The organism is Nonomuraea jiangxiensis (genome assembly GCF_900099965.1).
In the GTDB taxonomy this organism is placed as follows: Bacteria; Actinomycetota; Actinomycetes; order Streptosporangiales; family Streptosporangiaceae; genus Nonomuraea; species Nonomuraea jiangxiensis.
In genome coordinates, this window is the sequence record NZ_FNDJ01000005.1 from 276,974 (window position 1) to 294,401 (window position 17,428).

A 17,428-nucleotide genomic window follows, 5' to 3' on the forward strand; every position below is an offset into this window, starting at 1 on the left:
AGCGGGCGGGCCCGCGACGACCCTCGGGGAGGCCGGTCCGCGATGACGGACGCGCGTGCGGTCGTCCGTGAGGTGTTCGGGGCCGGGGCCGAGGTCGTCGCCCGCGTCCGGTTGCCCGGCGGGGCCTCGCGGGAGATGTGGGCGCTCGACGTCGTCACCTCCGGCGGCCGGCGGCACGAGCTGGTACTGCGGCTCGACTCCCCCGGCGCGGCCCTGGAGACGGGCGCCGGGCCGGCCGCCGAGACGGCGCTGATGCGGGCCGCGGCCGACGCGGGGGTGCCGGTGCCGCGGGTCGTCGCCGGCGGGGAGTCGTACATCCTCATGGAGCGCGTCGCGGGCGAGACGATCCCGCGCAAGATCCTGCGCGACGACGCCTACGCGGCGGCCAGGCCCCGGCTGGCCGGGCAGTGCGGGCGGGCGCTGGCGGCGATTCACCGCATGCCGCCCTCGTGCCTGCCCACCGGGAGCCCCACGGACGACGGCGCTGATCCGCTGCGGCGCTGGCGGGACGTGCTCGACCGGCTCGGCGAGCCGCACCCGGTGTTCGAGCTGGCGCTGCGGCGGCTGGCCGCCAACCGGCCGCCCGGGACACGGCGCACGGTGGTGCACGGCGACTTCCGCAACGGCAACCTGATCGTCGGGCCCGAGGGCATCCGGGCGGTGCTCGACTGGGAGCTGGCCCACCTCGGCGATCCCTTGGAGGACCTCGGGTGGCTGTGCGTGAAGGCGTGGCGGTTCGGCTCGCCGCTGCCGGTGGGCGGGTTCGGGGAGTACGAGGAGCTGATCGGCGCCTACGAGGAGGCCGGCGGGCAGCCGGTGGACCGGGAGGCGTTGCGGTGGTGGGAGACGTTCGGGGTGCTCAAGTGGGGGATCATCTGCGTCATGCAGACCATGCGGCACCTGCGCGGCGGCGCCCGCTCGGTGGAGCTGGCGGCGATCGGGCGCCGGGTGTGCGAGAACGAGTGGGACCTGCTCAGGATGATGCCGGCGCCGGGCGGCCGCCCGCGTCCCGGGGGCTGAGGGCGGCGGCGATCACGTCCACCAGGCCCTCCACCACCTGGGCGCGGTCCACCTCCGGATGGTCCAGCCACCAGTCGCCGGTCGTCTGCACCATGCCGACGAACGCGTGCCCGAGCACCTGCGCCCGCACCGGGTCGGGCACCGCGCGCTCGGTCGCCAGCACGCCGCCGAGCTCCTCGCCCAGGCCGCGCACCAGCGAGGTCATGTGGGAGCGGATCCTGCTGTCCTCGGCGCTGGCCCGGTGGACCAGGAACCGGTAGAGGTTGACGTTGGCCGAGACCAGGTCGAGGTAGACGCCGATGGCCGCCCTGGCCCTGGCCCGCAGGTCGGCCTCCGCTTCGGCGATCTTGGGCCGGAGCTGGGCGATGACCGTGTGCACGTGGCGGTCGGCCAGTGCCTGGTAGAGGCCGCTCTTGTCGCCGAAGTGGCGGTAGAGGATGGGCTTGGTGATGCCCGCCTCGGCGGCGATGGCCGCCATCGACACCTCGGGGCCGCCGCTCTGGATGACCCGGTCGGCCGCGTCGAGCAGCGCCCTGCGCCGATCCGGGTCCCGTCCGCTCACCCGCTCAGGATAGATCGCAACCGGGCGGGCAGCAGCGCCGAGAGCACCAGCAGCGCGCCGATGAGGGCGTAGAGTCCGCTCGTTCCCGCCAGGGTGCCCGGCGGCTCCCCGAGCTCGGCCCACGGCGCGCCGGGCTGCGCCCACGGCAGGCCGCCCGCGCGCGCCCAGGGCAGGGTGCCCGCCAGGCCGAGCGCGGCGTCCAGGTCCATGGCGAACAGGGCTCCGGCGGCGGCCAGCGGCAGTCCGCAGGCGAGCGCGGCCGGGGGCCAGGCGGTCAGCAGGGCGACGATGACGGCCACCGCCGCCAGGTAGCCCAGGGCCGCCGGTGCGGGGCCGAACGTGGCGTGGCTCGTACGCAGGGCCTTGGCGGCGGCTTCTGTCAGGTAGTAGACGGGGACGAGGGCGGCCAGGCCGGTGAAGGTGCCCATCAGGCGGCGGATCTCGGGGGTCACAGCGGTCTTCGTCCCCGCCTTGCCCGGCGGTTACGCACCGTACCGGGGAGGTGGTGGGTTCGTCCGCATTGATCACGCGCCGTATCGGGGGGCCGGCTCGCACCTTTCGGGCATTCGGCGGATTTGGGTCGGGCATCGCGTAGATTCGGGGGATATGTTCGGATCATGAGTAACGTTGGCACAGGCCCTGGGCCCATCACTCCTGACGGCTCCTCAGTCGACTTCTACAGCCTGCTCCGGCCGGGCGCCGAGCCGGACCTCGTCGCCCAGGTGACCCCGCCCGGCGGGTCCGTCCTCGAGCTGGGCGCGGGCGTCGGCCGAGTGACGCACGCGCTCGTCGAGCGCGGGTTCGAGGTGGTGGCCGTGGACGAGTCGGCCGAGATGCTGGCCCGCGTCCGCGGCGTGGAAACGGTGCTGGGGCGGGTCGAGAGCCTGCGGCTCGACCGGCGCTTCGACACCGTCATGCTGGCCTCGCAGCTGGTGAACACCGTGGACGACCGGTCCAGGCGCGAGCTGCTCGGGTCGTGCGCGCGGCACGTCAAGTCCGGGGGCTCGGTCCTGATCCAGTGGATGCCCCCCGAGGCGCACGACCGGTGGCACGTGGGGATGGGACGCGAGGACGGCGACGTCACAATCACGATGGCGGCGGTGGAGCAGGTCTCGCCGGGGATCTTTCACGCGACCATGCGCTACGGCCACGGCGAGGACACGGTGTGGACGCAGTCGTTCGCGTCCAAGCGGCTCACGGACGACGAGCTGGCGGCCGATCTGACGGCCGAGGGGCTGCGGCTGGACCGGTTCCTGACCGAGGACCGCACCTGGGTGGTGGCCACGACCATCTGACCCGGGCGGCTTTACGTCGTAGATCACGTGTTCGCCTCGATGGCGCGAAATTACTGGAAAATGCTGGGACTGTTGGTACGCTCGCGCCATGAGTGACCGGCTGGACGATCTTGAGCGGCGGATCGACGAGCTGCGGGCCGGGGTGCGCAAGGCCATGCGGCACCGGGACCCGGCCACCGCCCGCACGCTGCGGGCCGAGCTGCGCTCCGCCGAACGCGCCTGGGACGCCCTCGTGAGCGGCGAGCAGCCGGAGGTCAAGGCGGAGCCGCCACGACTGGTCACCGTACGCGAGCAGGTGCACCAGGGGCTGCGGCTGCTGGGGGCGGCCGCGCAGCCGAGGCTGATCGTGGCCGTCAGCGACGCGTTCTTCGGCGGCACGATCCGCAGCGCCCAGCTCACCAGCCTGCGCCGGGACGAGGAGCGCTCGTTCCGGTCATCGCCGCACGGCCGGCCGTACTATCTGTGCGCCGCCCTCACCGACCGCCTGTCCGCCGCCCGCGGCCTGCTCACCCTCAGCACCTGGCCGCTGGAGCGGCGCGTGGTCGGCCCGCTCAGCCCCCGCGTCGACTTCCTGACCTGCGCCATCGCGGTGGCGGAACACGGGGAGGAGCACGGGGCGGGCGACGGGCGGGCGGCCCGATTACTGGTCAGGATGGCCAGGAACATCCCCGGCGCCACCGACGGCACGTTCGGCCCGCCGGTCCCCGGCCAGGTGGCCGCGGCGGCCCGCGCCGAGCTGCGGGTGCACGCCGAGCGCGACACGCGGGACCGCGCCGAGCTGGCGGAACGCGCGACGGCGCAGCTCGGTGACACCGCCCGGCTGTTCGGCGCCGCTACGCTGATGACGATCAAGAAGGAGAATGCCAAGTGAGCGGCTGGAAGCGGGAAGGCCCGCCCCACGGGGTGAGGCCATGAGCACGCAGCACCGTCTCGACGCGTTGCGGGGCACGACCCCGCCGCGCCCGCACGACGCCCGCGCCATCGCGGCCCTGGCCGCCAACCCCGGGTGCAGCCGCCGCGCGCTCATGGACGGCGCCGGCGTGGACAAGGACGCCGCCGCCCGGCACCTGGGGTTCCCCGCGCCGTTCGGGCAGTCGCCGTTCGCGATCACCCGCGGCAACGTGTTCGAGGCGCTGGTCAAGGCCGACGGGTGCGCGGAGCTGCTGCGGATGCTGCGCGAGGCGCTGGGCCTGCCGGTCGCCGAGGTCGCCTACCACGACGTGGAGAACGTCGGCGCCCACCTGCGCCACGCCCACACCAGGGCGCTCATCGACCGCGCGGCGACCGGCGGCCAGGACGCGGGCACCCTCTACGACCACCCGCTGCTCACCCTGGAGATCGCCGGGCACACCGCCTACCTGGAGCCGGACGTGGTGGCGTTCCAGCTCGGCGGCCGGTTCCACATCGTGGAGATCAAGTCGTTCGCGGTGATCGACGGCCAGGCCGACCCGGCGGCGGTGGCGGCGGCGGCGCGGCAGGCGGCCGTCTACGTGCTGGCGCTGCGCACGCTGCTGGAGGAGCTGGGCCACGACCCGCTGCAGGTCTCGCACGACGTGGTTCTGGTCTGCCCGGAGAACTTCGCCAACCGCCCCGTCGCGACCCTCGTCGACGTACGCAGGCAGCTCGCCGTGCTGCGCCGCCAGCTCACCCGCATGACCTCGCTCGACCGGCTGCTGGCGGCACTGCCCGAGGACGTCACGTTCGACCTGCGGCCGGACGAGGACGGGCGGCCCACCAGGCCGGTCGCCGAGCTGGCCGACGCGCTGCGCGGGGCCACGGCCCGGTACGCGCCCGACTGCCTGTCCACCTGCGACCTGTGCTTCTTCTGCCGGGACGAGGCCCGCCAGGAGGGCGCCTGCGACCTGCTGGGCCGCCAGGTGCGCGACGAGCTCGGCGGGGTGGCCTCGGTGGCCGAGGCGCTCGGCCTGGCCGACGGCACCCGGGACCCCGCCGTGGGTCAGGAGGAGATCGCCCGGCTGCTCCGCAACGCCGAGCGCCTGCGCAGGGAGTGCCTCACGTGAGCCTGCTGACCTCGCTGGCCCGGCTGCGGGCCCTGGAGGAGGGCATCGCGCAGCCCGTGGCGACCGTCCGGCACTGCCATCTGTCGGCGCGGCCGATGGTGTTCGTGCCGCTCAAGCTGTCGGGCGAGGCCGCCGCGCCGCTGGCCGCCATGCTCGGCACCGAGCGCGAGCGGCCCCGGCTGCTGGTGGTGACCCAGCCCCGCAACCGGGACCTGCGCTTCGCCTGGGCCGCCGAGCTGGCCGGAGTGCTGCTGCCCTACATCGAGGGGTTCCTCGCCGACACCGAGACGGTGGAGCGCAGGAACGCCGACCCCTACGAGCGGGCCATGGACGCGCCGCAGCTCATCGTGCCGAACCAGGGTGGCGTGGCCTTCACCCGGTTGCTCGGCCGCTCGACGCGCTTCCGCCGGCCCGACGGGCCCTACCCGGTGCCGGAGTCGGTGCCGGTACTGGGGCGGTGGCTGACCTATTTCGGGGAGCGGGCGGCGTACCCGGGGTCGGCGCTGATGCTGGCCGCGACCGAGGAGCTGGGCCGGCACTGGGCGAGCGGGCAGAGCGGGCTGGAGGACGCCAACCTGGCGGCGCTGCTCGCCTGGATCACCACCGGGCCGAGCGAGGAGGCCGAGGACCCTCTCGTCTGGCCGCCCGCCGGGCCCGCGACCGATCCCGGGTTCGACGCGGAGGTGCTGGCGCCGGCGATCGAGAGCGGGAAGCCCGAGCGCGTCGCCGAGGCGCTGCGCACGCAGCTCGAACCCACCTGGCGGCTCATGTGGCAGGCCATCGACCTGCTGGCCGGGCTGCCCGAGGGCGCGAGCGCGGCGCAGCGGTGGGAGCAGGACCGGGGGTCCTTCAGCGGCATGGCGACGCACCTGGCCGAGGGCGCGCCGCCGCAGGCCCGGCGTGACGGCGCCGTCGCCGCCGCGGCCAGGCTCGCCCGCATGGAGCGCGCCCAGGCCGCCTACGACGTCCAGCGCGCCTACGACGACCCCCTCGTGATGGCCGAATACCGGCTGACCGGCGAGGCGTTCGCGGGCGAGGTGGTCGAGACCGACCCGGACAACACCGAGGGCGAGGGCCGCTCGCGCAAGCTCCGCCCGCTGGTGGTGATCAAGACCGACGACCCGGTACGCCTGCCGCCCGGCGCCACCCTGGGCACCCCGCAACGCCGGGCCCAGGGCGCCGAGCTCGTGTCGGCCGGCGAGGGACTCGTCACCGTGAAGATCACCAAGGGTATGGGCCGGGGCCGGACGGCGGCTCCCGGCGCCGTGCCGGAGGTGGGCGAGCGGGTCTGCTACACCTCGCTGACCGACGACTTCCAGGGCTCGCCCCAGCTCCCCGAGGCCGAGGCCACGCCGTGGACGCACGGCGGGCCGCCGCAGGACTACGTGCCCGACGACGAGGACGCCCAGGAGGAGTGGTCGTGAACCCGCCCGCCGCGAGCGCCGGTCCGGAGCAGGACCTCCGGCCGGAACAGGTCATCAGCGACGTCCTGGCCGACCTGCCCCGCCACCGGGGCGTGGTGGTGGACTCGCCGCCGGGCGCGGGCAAGTCCACCCTGGTGGTACGCGCCGCCGCGCACATCGCGGCCACGGGCGAGCCGCTGATGATCGTCGCCCAGACCAACGAGCAGGTCGACGACCTGGTGACCCGGATCTCCGGCAAGCACCCGCACCTGAGCGTGGGACGGCTGTCGGCCGGTGGCTACGTGCCGCCGCCGCGCATGCTGGAGCTGCCCGGTGTCCGGTTCGGGACCAGGATCCAGGACCTGGGCGACCCGGACATCGTCATCGCCACCGCCGACAAGTGGGCCTGGATCGGGGACCGGGTGTGGCCGTGGGCGATCGTGGACGAGGCGTACCAGATGCGCTCGGACAAGCTGCTGCGGATCGCGGGGTCGTTCGAGCGGGCGCTGTTCGTGGGCGATCCCGGGCAGCTCGACCCGTTCTCGATCGTGGACGGGGACCGCTGGTCGGGCTTGTCGTGGGATCCGCTGCAGAGCGCGGTCTCGGTGCTGCTGCGGCACAACCCGGACCTGCCGGTGCACCGGCTGCCGGTGTCGTGGCGGCTGCCGGCGTCGGCCGCGCCCGTGGTGTCGCGGGCGTTCTATCCGTTCACCGGGTTCCGGGCGGGCACCTCCGACGGGGACCGGCGGCTGGAGCTGGCCACGGGCGGCATGGGGACCGTGCACGACCGGGCGCTGGAGGAGGCCGCCCGGTCGGGGTGGGCACTGCTGGAGCTGCCGAACCGGCACACCGTGCGCACGGACGGGGAGGCCGTGCAGGCGGTGGCGCTGCTGGCGGCACGGTTGTTGCAGCGCGGCGCGGTGGCGAGCTCGGAGCAGGGCGAGCGGCCGGTGACGGCCGACCGCATCGCCGTCGGGGCCGCCCACCGCGACCAGGTGGCCGCCATCCGCGCCGCCGGGCTGCCCGCCGAGATCACCGTGGACACCGCCAACCGGCTGCAGGGCCGCGAGTACGACGTGACGATCGTGCTGCACCCGCTGTCGGGCCGGCGCGACGCCACGGCCTTCCACCTGGAGTCGGGCCGGCTGTGCGTGCTGACGTCCCGGCACCGGCACGCCTGCGTGGTGGTGGCCAGGGCGGGCATCGCCGAGCTGCTCGACGCCCACCCGTCGGCCGAGCCGGTGCAGCTGGGGGTGCCGGTGAAGTTCCCGGACGGCTGGGAGGCGAACCAGTCGGTCCTGGACCACCTGTCCCGCCACCGCGTCTGACCCCACCGGCACCCCACCGCGTCCGGGTGCGGGCCGGGTCAGACGGGCAGGGTCAAAACGGGCAGGGGTCAGACGGGCAGGTCGCGGCGCCAGACGTCGATGGCCATGACCGCGCGCATCCCCGCCGACTCGTACAGCCCCAGCGCCGGGGTCGTGTTGTTGGAGTCCACGTGGAGGATGGTCCCCTCGCGGCCCCGGGCGGCGTCGGCGGCGAAGGCGTGGCGGAGCAGGAACCGGCCGAGGCCCCTGCCCCGGTAGTCCGGCAGCACCGCCAGCGTGTCCACGTAGCCGCAGTCCTGGTCCGGGACGAACTGGTTGTTGCCGATCAACAGGGCCGCCGGGTGGCCGTCGAGGTAGGCCAGGGTGAGCTGGCTCCAGTCGGTGGCGCTCGACGCCTGGCGGCGCTCGTACCACACGTCGTAGCCGACCGGCACGAAGCCGAAGTGCTCGGTGAAGGCCCGCTGGTGCACGAGGTGCGCGGCCCGCCGCACGTCCTCGCTCTCCCCGGTACGCAGGGTGAGCCCCGCGGGCGGCTCGGCCGTGACCGCGGCGGGGCCGGCCTCGGCGCCCTGGTGGTCGATGCGCATGCGGTGGAAGCTGGTGCCCGGCTCGAAGCCCTGCTCCTTGGCCTCGGCCTGCTTGCCCTGGTCGGCGCGGTAGACGCCGAGGTGGAGGGTGATCCGCGCGTGGCCGCGCGCGGCGCCCTGCTCGCGGGCGCGCCGCAGCACGCGCGGCCACAGCCGCGCGGCCAGGCCCTCGACCCCGGGCCGGACGATCACCTGCACGTCCACCAGGTCGCTGTCACCGTTCGAGCACGCCCAGGCCCAGCCGTCGAGCCCGCCGCCCGCGTCGTGGGCCAGCCAGCCGTCCTTGTCGCGGTCGAAGCCGGGCTCGACCAGTTCGTCGGCGACGTCCTCCAGGGTCATGTCCGGTGCACCGAGCACCGCCGTGTCACGGATCGCGATGAGCTCGTGGATGGCCGCGGCGTCCTCCACACGCGGCGCTCTGATGCTGTGCATAGGGAGGATTGTCCAGAAACCGAGGTTCCGCGCGCCTCCCATTTTCCGGCACCGGGCCCCGCTCTGAGCGGGAAGGCGGGCCTCGGGCGTCAACGCCGTCCCGCACGTGGTCGCGTTGACGCCCTACCGGCGCGGCCTGTTCCAGCTCACCGCGCTCGACCGGCCGTTCAGCCTGCCGCCGGGGTGACCTCTTCCTGCTTGGCGGCCTCCACCGGCGCGGCCCCGCGCAGCGGGATCTCCTTGACGAACGCCGCCAGCACCGGCACGACGATCGCGAACAGGATGGCCCACCAGAAGACCCCCGTCAGGGAGGTGGCCAGCGACTCCAGCAGCCCGGTACGCATGGGCGGCGGCATCTTGTCCAGCAGCTTCGGGTCCATCTGGGCGCCGCCCTTGGACAGCTTCTCCCCCGCCTCCGGGCCGAACCTGGCGGTCAGCTCCGACAGGAACCGGTTGTTGAAGATCGCGCCGAACAGCGACACGCCGAACGAGCCGCCGATCGACCGGAAGAACGTGCTCGCGCTGCTGGCGACGCCGAGGTCCTTCTGCTCCACGCTGTTCTGGGCGATCAGCAGCGTGGTCTGCATGAGGAAGCCCATGCCGAGGCCCAGTACGGCGATGTGCACGCCGGTCAGCCAGGCGGGCGTGGACACGTCCATGGTGGACAGCAGCCACATGCCCGCGGCCATGCCGACGCCGCCGAGGATCGGGTAGATCTTGTACTTGCCGGTGCTGGTGATCGCCTTGCCCACGAACAACGACACGACCATGGAGGCGGCCATCATCGGCAGCAGCAGCAGGCCGGAGTTGGTGGCCGTGGCGCCCTGCACCATCTGCTGGAACACCGGCAGGAAGGTGATCGCGCCGAACAGGGCGAAGCCGAGCAGGAAGCCGATGACCGAGATCAGGGTGAAGTTGCGGTTGCGGAAGAGCTGCAGCGGCAGGATCGGCTCCTCCGTCCTGCGCTCCACCATGATGAACGCCGCCAGCGTGACCACCGAGAGCGCGGCCAGGGAGAGGATCTGCCAGGAGCCCCAGGCGTACTCGTTGCCGCCCCAGGTGGTGATGAGCACCATGCCGGTGATGCTGATGGACAGCAGCACCGCGCCCTTCCAGTCGATCCGTACCTTGTTGTGCAGCTTGGGCAGGTGCAGCTTCACCACCAGCAGCACGAGCGCGACCGCGCCGATCGGCAGGTTGACGTAGAAGGCCCAGCGCCAGTCGAGGTTGTCGGTGATGAAACCGCCGACCAGCGGGCCCGCGATCATCGCCAGCGACATGACACCGGCCATGATGCCGGTGTACTGGCCGCGCTCGCGGGGCGGCACCAGGTCGCCGATGATCGCCATGACGTTGACGATCAGGCCGCCCGCGCCCAGCCCCTGGATCGCGCGGAACGCGATGAGCTGGGCCATGCCGTTGTCCGGGCCACCGAGCATCGAGGAGCCGGCCATGCCGCAGAGCGCCGAACCGATCAGGAAGATGACGACCGAGGTGATGAAGATGCTCTTGCGGCCGTACAGGTCTCCGATCTTGCCCCAGATCGGGGTGGAGACGGTCGTGCCCAGCACGTACGCCGTCACGACCCAGGACATGTGCGCTAAGCCGCCGAACTCGATCAGAATCTTCGGCATGGCCGTGCCCACGACCATGTTGTCCAGCATGGCCAGCATCATCGCCAGCAGCAGTCCTGGCAGGACGACCATGACCTCCCGGCGTCGCCCGACGGCCTCCGCCACCACACACCCCCATGTAGAGCTCTTGCTTACTTGCCGACCGGCAAGCATAGAATAAGGTAAATACTTACTTGTCGGCCGTCAAGTCGAAAAGGTGCAATTGTGCGGGAAGACACGCGAGCCCGGATCCAGGAGATCGCACTGAGGCTCTTCACTGAGCAGGGCTACGAGGCGACGTCCCTGCGCGAGATCGCCGAGGAGCTCGGCGTGACGAAGGCCGCCCTCTATTACCACTTCAAGACCAAGGACGACATCGTCACGAGCCTGGTCGATCTCCGCGTCGCCGAGCTGGAGAAGCTGCTGGAGTGGGCCAGGAGCCAGGAGAAGAACGCGGAGATGCGGCGCGAGCTGGTGCGGCGCTACGCGGAGCAGTTCACGACGCCGCGCTATCTGCAGGTGGCCCGGTTCCTGGAGCGCAACCAGACGGCGCTGCGCAACCATCCGAAGCTCGCCAAGATGCGCGAGGCGATGATCCGCCTGTCGGCGGAGATGTGCGCGCCGGGGGCGCCGGCCACCGAGCGCATCATCCACTCGCTGGCCTTCTTCGCGCTCCACGCGGGCAAGTGGCTGACACTCGAGGGTGAGTTCAGCGACGAGGAGATCGAGAAGGCCTCCCTGGAGGTGGCCCTGCGACTGCTTGAGTTGTAAATTTTCCGGACACTGGAGCCCAAAAAGGGATGATTAGAACAACGGATCGAGGGGAGGAAACCTACTCGGGAAACCACGGGTATCCACACGGGAGGAGACGCAGTGGAGACCACGATAGCGCTCCGGCTGCCCAGGGACGCGGCGAGCGTCCCGCTGGTCAGGCAGATGCTGGAGGGCACCCTGCGGTCGCTCGGCGTCGAGCAGCAGGTCCGCGACGACATCGAGCTGATGCTCACCGAGGCATGCTCCAACGTGATCAAACACGCGGAACCGAGCGACTGCTACCGGGTCAGCGCGGCCGTCTTCGACCACATGTGCATCATCAAGGTGGTCGACGCCGGCGGCGGCTTCGATCCGCGCGAGATCGTGGATCCGGAGCCGAACGCCGACCATGGACGGGGGCTGCAGATCATGCGCGCGCTCGCCGACGACATCCGCTTCACCAACAGGGCGCAGAAGGGGGCGGTGGTCTGCCTGGAGAAACGCCTCCGCTACGTACCCGGCGCCGCCGGGCCGCATCTCATGACCATGCCCGCCTAGCGCGCCACCCCTGACGACACCTCGGCCACCGGGCCGAGGTCCCCGCTCGGCAAGCCCCCTCACCCCGGTCCAGCGCCGGCACCCTCCGTCGAGCCACGAGCTCCGGCCGCTTCTGATGTTCCTTCCGTGCTCCGGTCGGCCCCGGGATCCCGGTCGGGCCGGAACCCCGGGGCCGATCCGGGTCAGATCCCGATGCGGCGCCGCACCGGGCGGTGGCCGTGTGGTCGCAGGCGTCGCGCGTCAGCGCCTTCTCCCCCGCTGCCGCGCCTCCCCGAAGGGAGGCCGCCGAGCCGGAGCCTGCGGCGTACCCGGGGGATGCCGCCGCTCAGCTCGGCCCGCAGCCGAGCGGGCGCCGTGTCCGCGCTGAGTTTCAGCGGGAGACGGGCCCGTCCGCGGGTCAGCCGCCGCCGCAACGCCCGCCAGTCCGTCATCGACCCGGCCAGCGCCACGAGGACCGCCAGGCCGACCACCGCGATGACCAGCACGGCCAGGACAATGAGCACCAGAACCACCGTCAAGGAGCCGATCATGCCGAGCACTGCCACCATTTGGCGAAGAATGCCCGCCCACCAGCGCTTCATGCAAAAATTTCGCAAAATTTAGGGATAGATCGAACTTACTCCGGCCCGCCGCCGAGCCGCTCCAGCCGTCCCGGCAGGATGTCGAGCCGGCGCAGGATCACTCCCTCGCGCAACGCCCACGGGCACACGTCGAGCCGGTCCACCTCGAACAGGTCCATGGCCGCGTCGGCGACCAACGCCCCGGCCGCCAGCTGCGCCGCCCGGCCCTCGGACACGCCCGGCAGCTGGGCCCGCTCGGCGGAGCCCATGGTGGTGAGCTTGACCGCCCAGTCGGCCATGTCCTGCCGCGACAGCGAGCGCGAGACGTAGGGGCCGTCGTTGGAGGGCGCGGCCCCGGCGATCCTGGCGAGCTGCTTGAACGTCTTGGACGTGGCGACCGCCCGGTTGGCCTCGCCATAGCGGGCGATGCCGCCGACCGTGCGGGCGATCTCGGTGCGTACGTGCTTGCGCAGCCTGCGGATCTCCTCGGCGGTCGGCGGGTCGCCGGTGAACCAGTCGCGCGTCAGTCGCCCGGCGCCCAGCGGCAGCGAGGCGGCCACGTCAGGCTCCTCGTCCACCCCGGCGGCGATCTCCAGCGAGCCGCCCCCGATGTCGAAGGCCAGCAGCCGCCCCGACGACCACCCGAACCACCGGCGCACGGCCAGGAACGTCAGCCTGGCCTCGTCGCGACCGGACAGGACCTCGATGTGCACCCCGCAGCGCGCGTCGATCTCGGCCAGCACCTGCTCGCCGTTGGCGGCCTCGCGCACGGCGGAGGTGGCGAAGGCCAGCACCTCCTCCACCCCCTTGTCCTCGGCCAGCCGCATCGCCTCTTCGACGAACTCGCCGAGCCGCGTGACACCGTCGCGCGCCAGCCGGTTTTCCGCGTCGAGGTATTCCGTCAGGCGCAGATCGATCTTGTTGGAGTAGGCCGGCATGGGCCGGGCGCCCCGATGGGCGTCGACGACCAGTAAATGGACGGTGTTCGAGCCGATGTCCAGCACGCCGAGTCGCATGGGAAAACGCTACCGGTCTGCGGCTTTCACGGCGAAACGGAGCCGGAAATGGTCAAGGGTGGCGGGCAGCGGAGAGGCCAGCGGCGTGTACGGCCGGACGGATCGCTCGCGCAGGATGGCGCCCAGGATCGTGGCGGCGGTGAAGAGCACGAGATCCTCCCCGGGGCAGCGGGCGAACCCGACGCTGAACGGCACACCCGCCCAGACGTCCTCGTCGCCGAGCCACAGCTCCGGGCGGAACGTGTCGCCGGGCTCGGCCCGGTTCACGTACGGGCAGTAGATGACCACGACCGTGCCCTCGGGGACGTCCCAGCGGGTGGGGCCGGTGATGTCGCGCAGGATCGCCAGCGTGGTGGGCCAGAGCCGCACGGACTCCAGCACGGCGGCGCGCAGGTGCTCCGGCCACCGGGCGGGGTCGCGCGGGCCGGGATGGCTGGTGAGCAGGGCGAGCGCGCGGTAGGCGGCCATGCCGGCCGAGTCGAAGGCGAACAGCCAGTGCGGCGCCTGCCCCTCGGCGTTCACGTCGGCCGGCGCGTGGGTGCCGGCGAGCACGGCCGCCAGGCTGCCCGGCTCGGCCCGCGCCAGGTGCCGGGCCAGCCTGCGGCGGAAGGCGCTGAGCACGTCGATGCGGTGGCCGCGCAGATAGGACCAGTTGGCGTCGCGGCGCAGCCGGTCGAGCTGCCGGGTGAGCGTCACGTCGTCGCGGGCCTGGTCGCCGAGCACGATACGGCGCACGATCCGCCAGTGGGCGGCGTGGAAGCGCGCCCAGGTGAGGATGCCGTCGCGGGGCAGCGTGGCGGCCTCCTCCTCGATCACCCGGCTGAACGGGCCGAAGTCCGAGCACACCACCTGCTCGTTCAGGGCGCGGCGCCGCTCGCGGAGCTCTCGTCCTGAGGTGATGAGCACGGAGTCGGGCGCGAAGTGGCCGAGCGCGCCGCACTTCTCCCGGTTGGCCGGGGTGAAGACCCGGTCCTCCAGCACCTCGCGCACGTCCCGCGAGGCCAGCGGCAACATCGCCCAGCCCCGTTTCGGCACCCGTACCAGCAGCGGCCCGTCGCCGTGCTCGGCGCGCAGCCGGTGCAGCAGCCGGATCGCGCGCCCGTCGGCGTCGGCCAGGCCGGCCAGCCGCACCGCGGGCGGGCGGCGCACGATGACGCCCTGGGCGACGGTCGGGAGCACCAGAGTGGTGGCGAGCGCGAGCGTCTGCGCGGCTGTGACCTGAGGCAGCCGCGTGATCGTGGCCATGCTTCAGGGACTACCCTTCCCTGTGAGTCGTGACACTTTGGGGGGATCCTTGAGTGCTTGTTGTGGTCCGAGCAGGGAGGCCGCCGCGCCGCCCCGGGAGACCGTGGCGACGGCCGTACGGCGGCAGGTGCCGCGCGGCATGGTGCGCATTCCCGGCGGGACGTTCCTCATGGGCGGCGACGACCCTGACGGCCGGCCCGAGGACGGCGAGGGGCCGGTGCGGGAGGTACGGCTGGACCCGTTCATGATCGACCCGGCGTGCGTGACGAACGCGCAGTTCGCCACGTTCGTCAAGGAGACGGGCTACGTCACCGAGGCCGAGCGGATCGGCTGGTCGTTCGTGTTCGCGCGGTTCGCCACGGGCGGCGTCATGGACGCGGGGGTGCCGGGGGCGCCGTGGTGGGCCGGCGTCGAGGGGGCCGCGTGGCGCACTCCGGAGGGGCCCGGCTCGTCGATCGGCGACCGTCAGAACCACCCGGTCGTGCACGTGTCGTGGCACGACGCGAGCGCGTACGCCGCCTGGGCGGGCAAGCGGCTGCCCACGGAGGCGGAGTGGGAGATGGCGGCCCGCGGCGGCCTGTCGCGCATGCGCTACCCGTGGGGCGACGAGTTGGCACCCAAGGGGCGGCAGCGGTGCAACATCTGGCAGGGCCGCTTCCCGACCGCGCCGAGCAGGGGAACGATGCCGGTGAAGTCGTTCCAGCCCAACGGCTACGGCCTCTACAACGTCTCCGGCAACGTGTGGGAGTGGACCACCGACTGGTGGGGCACGAGCTGGGAGCCCTCCGCCGACAATCCCACGGGTCCCGCCGAGGGCACGGCGAAGGTCATCCGCGGCGGCTCCTACCTGTGCCACGACTCCTACTGCAACCGCTACCGGGTGGCCGCCCGCACCTCGAACACACCGGACTCCTCGACCGGGCACACCGGTTTCCGCTGTGCGGCCCTAATCTGATCGCATGTCACGAACCCTGCGACTGTTGATCACCGGCGGCGGCACCGGTGGTCACACCTATCCGGCCCTGACGACCCTGTCGGCCGTCCAGCGACGTCAGGTGCCGCACGACGTGCTCTGGGTGGGCACAGCCAACGGCCTGGAGGCCAGGATCACGGCCGAGCACGGCATCCCGTTCAAGGCGATCACCACGGGCAAGCTGCGGCGCCGCCCCAACCTCAAGGAACTGGGCACCAACATCGCCGACGTGTTCCGCATCCCGGTCGGGGTGTTCCAGGCGGTGGGGCACGCCGCCCGCTATCTCCCCGACGTGGTGCTGTCGACCGGAGGATACGTGGCGGTGCCGATCGGGGTGGCGGCCAAGCTGATCCGCCGGCCGCTGGTCATGCACGAGCAGACGACCGTGGTGGGGCTCGCCAACCGCATCCTGGCCAGGCTCGCCACCAGCATCGCGCTGTCGCACGAGTCCTCGCTGGAATACCTGCCCGCCGCCGCCAGGGCGAAGGCCGTGGTGACGGGCAATCCGGTCCGGCCGGAGCTGCTGCAAGGCAACCGGGCGGCGGCCTACGACCTGTTCGGGCTGACGTTCGAGGTGCCGCTGATCTACGTGACCGGCGGCGCGCAGGGCAGCAAGCAGATCAACACGCTCATCGCGGAGGTCCTGCCGCGGCTGCTGCCGCACGCGCAGATCGTGCACCAGTGCGGCCCGGCCTGGATCGACCAGATGCGCGCCGTCGCGCTGCCTCCGGAGCTGGCCGACCGCTACCACCCGGTGCCCTACGTCGGCGCGGAGCTGGCCGACCTGTTTGCGGCGGCCGACGTGGTGATCTCGCGCAGCGGGGCGGGCACGGTGTCGGAGCTGACCGCGATCGGCAAGCCGTCCGTGCTGATCCCGCTGATCCCGACGGGCGGCGACGAGCAGCGCAAGAACGCCGGATACCTGGCCTCGGCCGGGGCGGCGCGGGCACTGCTGGAGCCGCGTCCGACGGCCGAGCAGCTGCTGGCCGAGCTGATGCCGCTGCTGGCCGATCCCGAGCTGCGCTCGTCGATGGGGCAGGCCGCGGCCGCGCTCGGCCGCGTGGACGCCGCAGACGCCCTCTGCGACGTGCTCCTGCGGGCGGCTCACCTCGGCACGGCCCAGGCGCAGGGCTCCCGATAGCGCGGTGTCCTCGGGGGACCAGATCGCGCGGCGCCCTCAGGGCTCCAGATGGCGGAACGCCTCGTGGGCGGAGCGCACGCTCCGCCTCAGCGCCTGTTCGAGCCGGTCGGCGTCCGCGGCCAGGCGTTCCAGCTCCGGTACGACGAAGCCGTCCGCCCCGCTCTCGGCCACCAGTTCCTCGTACTGGTGCAGCCGGCCGCGCAACTCCGCGATCTGGTGGTGGGCCAGGTAGGCGCGCTCGGCCTCGGTGACGTTGGCGGCGTAACGTTCCAGCGCCTCGACGCGGGCCAGCACGGCCTCCTCACTGCTGTCCAGAGCCCTGGCGAGCGGTTCTGCCACGGCCGCGACCTCGGGGGTGAGCCCCTTCGAGACGGTCTCCCTGTGCTTGGTACGCAGGTCCGACAGCTTGGCCAGCAGCCGGGCGATCTCCCACTCCTGCGCCGGCAGCATCACCGCGTTGCGCACGTCGTCCAGCAGGCCCTCGGTGTTGACCACGGAGTTCGTCACGGTGCCGATGGCCGCGCGGGCGCGGGCGAGCAGCCTGCCCGCGGACTCGTCGAGGTCGTCCAGGAGCACGTAGCGGCCCTCGTACCAGCGCAGTTGGTCGTAGACCCGGCGTTCGTACTCGTCCTGCTCGTCCTCGAGCACGTCGTTGCGGACGAACATGATGAGGATGAACGGGATGCCGAGCATGATCGCAAACAGGAGGCCGAATCCCCTGTTCAGCAGCCCGGCGCCGGTCATCAGCCCGAAGAACATCACCGTACCGATGACCGCGATCATGCGGTATTGCGTGCTCGAGACGGCTCCGCGCGATCGGGGGACCCAGCCCTGGCGCATCTTGATCAGCACCCGCCGGCTGTCCCTGAGCAACTGCGCGTCGTCCGGTGGCACTTCTGGGTCAATCACCACATCCGCCAC

General features: G+C 72.5%; 18 protein-coding genes. 10 read left to right on the forward strand and 8 right to left on the reverse strand.

The window, feature by feature from the left end:
• Positions 1 to 42 precede the first annotated feature (42 nt).
• A complete protein-coding gene (locus BLS95_RS13445; protein ID WP_090931275.1) occupies positions 43 to 1,020 on the forward strand; it encodes a phosphotransferase family protein in 978 nt (325 codons plus the stop codon).
• Here the strand turns inward: BLS95_RS13445 and BLS95_RS57785 are convergent.
• Together BLS95_RS57785 and BLS95_RS57790 are read right to left on the reverse strand one after the other, a co-directional pair.
• Positions 974 to 1,582, reverse strand: a complete 609-nt coding sequence (locus tag BLS95_RS57785; protein WP_090931276.1) for a TetR/AcrR family transcriptional regulator — start codon at positions 1,580 to 1,582, stop codon at positions 974 to 976. The two genes, BLS95_RS13445 and BLS95_RS57785, sit on opposite strands and share 47 nt — an antisense overlap.
• Positions 1,579 to 2,034 carry a hypothetical protein gene (locus BLS95_RS57790; RefSeq protein WP_090931277.1) on the reverse strand — a complete coding sequence of 152 codons (456 nt, stop codon included), beginning with the start codon at positions 2,032 to 2,034 and terminating at the stop codon, positions 1,579 to 1,581. Before BLS95_RS57790 ends, BLS95_RS57785 begins: the two co-directional genes overlap by 4 nt.
• Positions 2,035 to 2,199: 165 nt before the next feature.
• Between BLS95_RS57790 and BLS95_RS13460 the strand changes: the two genes are divergently transcribed.
• The 5 genes from BLS95_RS13460 to BLS95_RS13480 all read left to right on the forward strand — a co-directional run bounded on the left by BLS95_RS13460 (position 2,200) and on the right by BLS95_RS13480 (position 7,629).
• Positions 2,200 to 2,877, forward strand: coding sequence for a class I SAM-dependent methyltransferase (locus BLS95_RS13460; protein ID WP_090931278.1), 678 nt, complete (start codon positions 2,200 to 2,202; stop codon positions 2,875 to 2,877).
• Between the two features lie 88 nt (positions 2,878 to 2,965).
• Positions 2,966 to 3,748 (forward strand): serine/threonine-protein kinase, encoded by a 783-nt coding sequence (locus BLS95_RS13465; RefSeq protein WP_090931279.1) that lies wholly within the window; start codon positions 2,966 to 2,968, stop codon positions 3,746 to 3,748.
• A gap of 40 nt (positions 3,749 to 3,788) precedes the next feature.
• Positions 3,789 to 4,898, forward strand: a complete 1,110-nt coding sequence (locus BLS95_RS13470) for a hypothetical protein (RefSeq protein ID WP_090931280.1) — start codon at positions 3,789 to 3,791, stop codon at positions 4,896 to 4,898.
• Positions 4,895 to 6,322, forward strand: a complete 1,428-nt coding sequence (locus BLS95_RS13475) for a hypothetical protein (protein ID WP_090931281.1) — start codon at positions 4,895 to 4,897, stop codon at positions 6,320 to 6,322. The genes BLS95_RS13470 and BLS95_RS13475 overlap by 4 nt, the downstream gene beginning before the upstream one ends.
• Entirely contained in the window at positions 6,319 to 7,629 is a 1,311-nt protein-coding gene (locus BLS95_RS13480) for an AAA family ATPase (protein ID WP_090931452.1), read from the forward strand. Before BLS95_RS13475 ends, BLS95_RS13480 begins: the two co-directional genes overlap by 4 nt.
• Positions 7,630 to 7,697: 68 nt before the next feature.
• Here BLS95_RS13480 and BLS95_RS13485 read toward each other — a convergent pair whose 3' ends face one another.
• Both BLS95_RS13485 and BLS95_RS13490 read right to left on the reverse strand, forming a co-directional pair.
• Positions 7,698 to 8,648 (reverse strand): GNAT family N-acetyltransferase, encoded by a 951-nt coding sequence (locus BLS95_RS13485; protein WP_090931282.1) that lies wholly within the window; start codon positions 8,646 to 8,648, stop codon positions 7,698 to 7,700.
• Positions 8,649 to 8,815: 167 nt separating this feature from the next.
• Positions 8,816 to 10,387 (reverse strand): MDR family MFS transporter, encoded by a 1,572-nt coding sequence (locus tag BLS95_RS13490; RefSeq protein ID WP_245765024.1) that lies wholly within the window; start codon positions 10,385 to 10,387, stop codon positions 8,816 to 8,818.
• Between the two features lie 99 nt (positions 10,388 to 10,486).
• On the opposite strand from BLS95_RS13490, the gene BLS95_RS13495 reads away from it, so the two are divergent.
• On the forward strand, positions 10,487 to 11,032 hold the full coding sequence (locus BLS95_RS13495; protein WP_090931284.1) for a TetR/AcrR family transcriptional regulator: 546 nt from the start codon (positions 10,487 to 10,489) through the stop codon (positions 11,030 to 11,032).
• A 102-nt stretch (positions 11,033 to 11,134) separates the two neighbouring features.
• Positions 11,135 to 11,572 (forward strand): ATP-binding protein, encoded by a 438-nt coding sequence (locus BLS95_RS13500; RefSeq protein ID WP_090931285.1) that lies wholly within the window; start codon positions 11,135 to 11,137, stop codon positions 11,570 to 11,572.
• Between the two features lie 182 nt (positions 11,573 to 11,754).
• Here the strand turns inward: BLS95_RS13500 and BLS95_RS13505 are convergent, their stop codons facing one another.
• The 3 genes from BLS95_RS13505 to BLS95_RS13515 form a co-directional block, all read right to left on the reverse strand.
• On the reverse strand, positions 11,755 to 12,120 hold the full coding sequence (locus BLS95_RS13505) for a hypothetical protein (RefSeq protein WP_090931286.1): 366 nt from the start codon (positions 12,118 to 12,120) through the stop codon (positions 11,755 to 11,757).
• 68 nt (positions 12,121 to 12,188) lie between these two features.
• Complete coding sequence (locus tag BLS95_RS13510; RefSeq protein ID WP_090931287.1) at positions 12,189 to 13,148, reverse strand: Ppx/GppA family phosphatase; 960 nt, start codon at positions 13,146 to 13,148, stop codon at positions 12,189 to 12,191.
• Between the two features lie 9 nt (positions 13,149 to 13,157).
• Entirely contained in the window at positions 13,158 to 14,393 is a 1,236-nt protein-coding gene (locus BLS95_RS13515) for a cytochrome P450 family protein (RefSeq protein ID WP_090931288.1), read from the reverse strand.
• Between the two features lie 139 nt (positions 14,394 to 14,532).
• On the opposite strand from BLS95_RS13515, the gene BLS95_RS13520 reads away from it, so the two are divergent.
• Complete coding sequence (locus tag BLS95_RS13520) at positions 14,533 to 15,348, forward strand: formylglycine-generating enzyme family protein (protein ID WP_090931453.1); 816 nt, start codon at positions 14,533 to 14,535, stop codon at positions 15,346 to 15,348.
• Between the two features lie 4 nt (positions 15,349 to 15,352).
• Positions 15,353 to 16,507, forward strand: a complete 1,155-nt coding sequence (locus BLS95_RS13525; protein WP_090931289.1) for a UDP-N-acetylglucosamine--N-acetylmuramyl-(pentapeptide) pyrophosphoryl-undecaprenol N-acetylglucosamine transferase — start codon at positions 15,353 to 15,355, stop codon at positions 16,505 to 16,507.
• Between the two features lie 36 nt (positions 16,508 to 16,543).
• Here BLS95_RS13525 and BLS95_RS13530 read toward each other — a convergent pair whose 3' ends face one another.
• A complete protein-coding gene (locus tag BLS95_RS13530; RefSeq protein WP_245765025.1) occupies positions 16,544 to 17,428 on the reverse strand; it encodes a hypothetical protein in 885 nt (294 codons plus the stop codon).

Excerpts from the sequence above, each read along its gene's own strand:
- BLS95_RS13465 (WP_090931279.1), top strand. The coding sequence starts at position 2,966 with ATGAGTGACCGGCTGGACGATCTTGAGCGGCGGATCGACGAGCTGCGG.
- BLS95_RS13485 (WP_090931282.1), bottom strand. The coding sequence starts at position 8,648 with ATGCACAGCATCAGAGCGCCGCGTGTGGAGGACGCCGCGGCCATCCAC.
- BLS95_RS13520 (WP_090931453.1), top strand. The coding sequence starts at position 14,533 with ATGGTGCGCATTCCCGGCGGGACGTTCCTCATGGGCGGCGACGACCCT.
- BLS95_RS13525 (WP_090931289.1), top strand. The coding sequence starts at position 15,353 with ATGTCACGAACCCTGCGACTGTTGATCACCGGCGGCGGCACCGGTGGT.
- BLS95_RS13515 (WP_090931288.1), bottom strand. The coding sequence starts at position 14,393 with ATGGCCACGATCACGCGGCTGCCTCAGGTCACAGCCGCGCAGACGCTC.
- BLS95_RS13470 (WP_090931280.1), top strand. The coding sequence starts at position 3,789 with ATGAGCACGCAGCACCGTCTCGACGCGTTGCGGGGCACGACCCCGCCG.
- BLS95_RS13460 (WP_090931278.1), top strand. The coding sequence starts at position 2,200 with ATGAGTAACGTTGGCACAGGCCCTGGGCCCATCACTCCTGACGGCTCC.
- BLS95_RS13505 (WP_090931286.1), bottom strand. The coding sequence starts at position 12,120 with ATGGTGGCAGTGCTCGGCATGATCGGCTCCTTGACGGTGGTTCTGGTG.
- BLS95_RS13510 (WP_090931287.1), bottom strand. The coding sequence starts at position 13,148 with ATGCGACTCGGCGTGCTGGACATCGGCTCGAACACCGTCCATTTACTG.
- BLS95_RS13445 (WP_090931275.1), top strand. The coding sequence starts at position 43 with ATGACGGACGCGCGTGCGGTCGTCCGTGAGGTGTTCGGGGCCGGGGCC.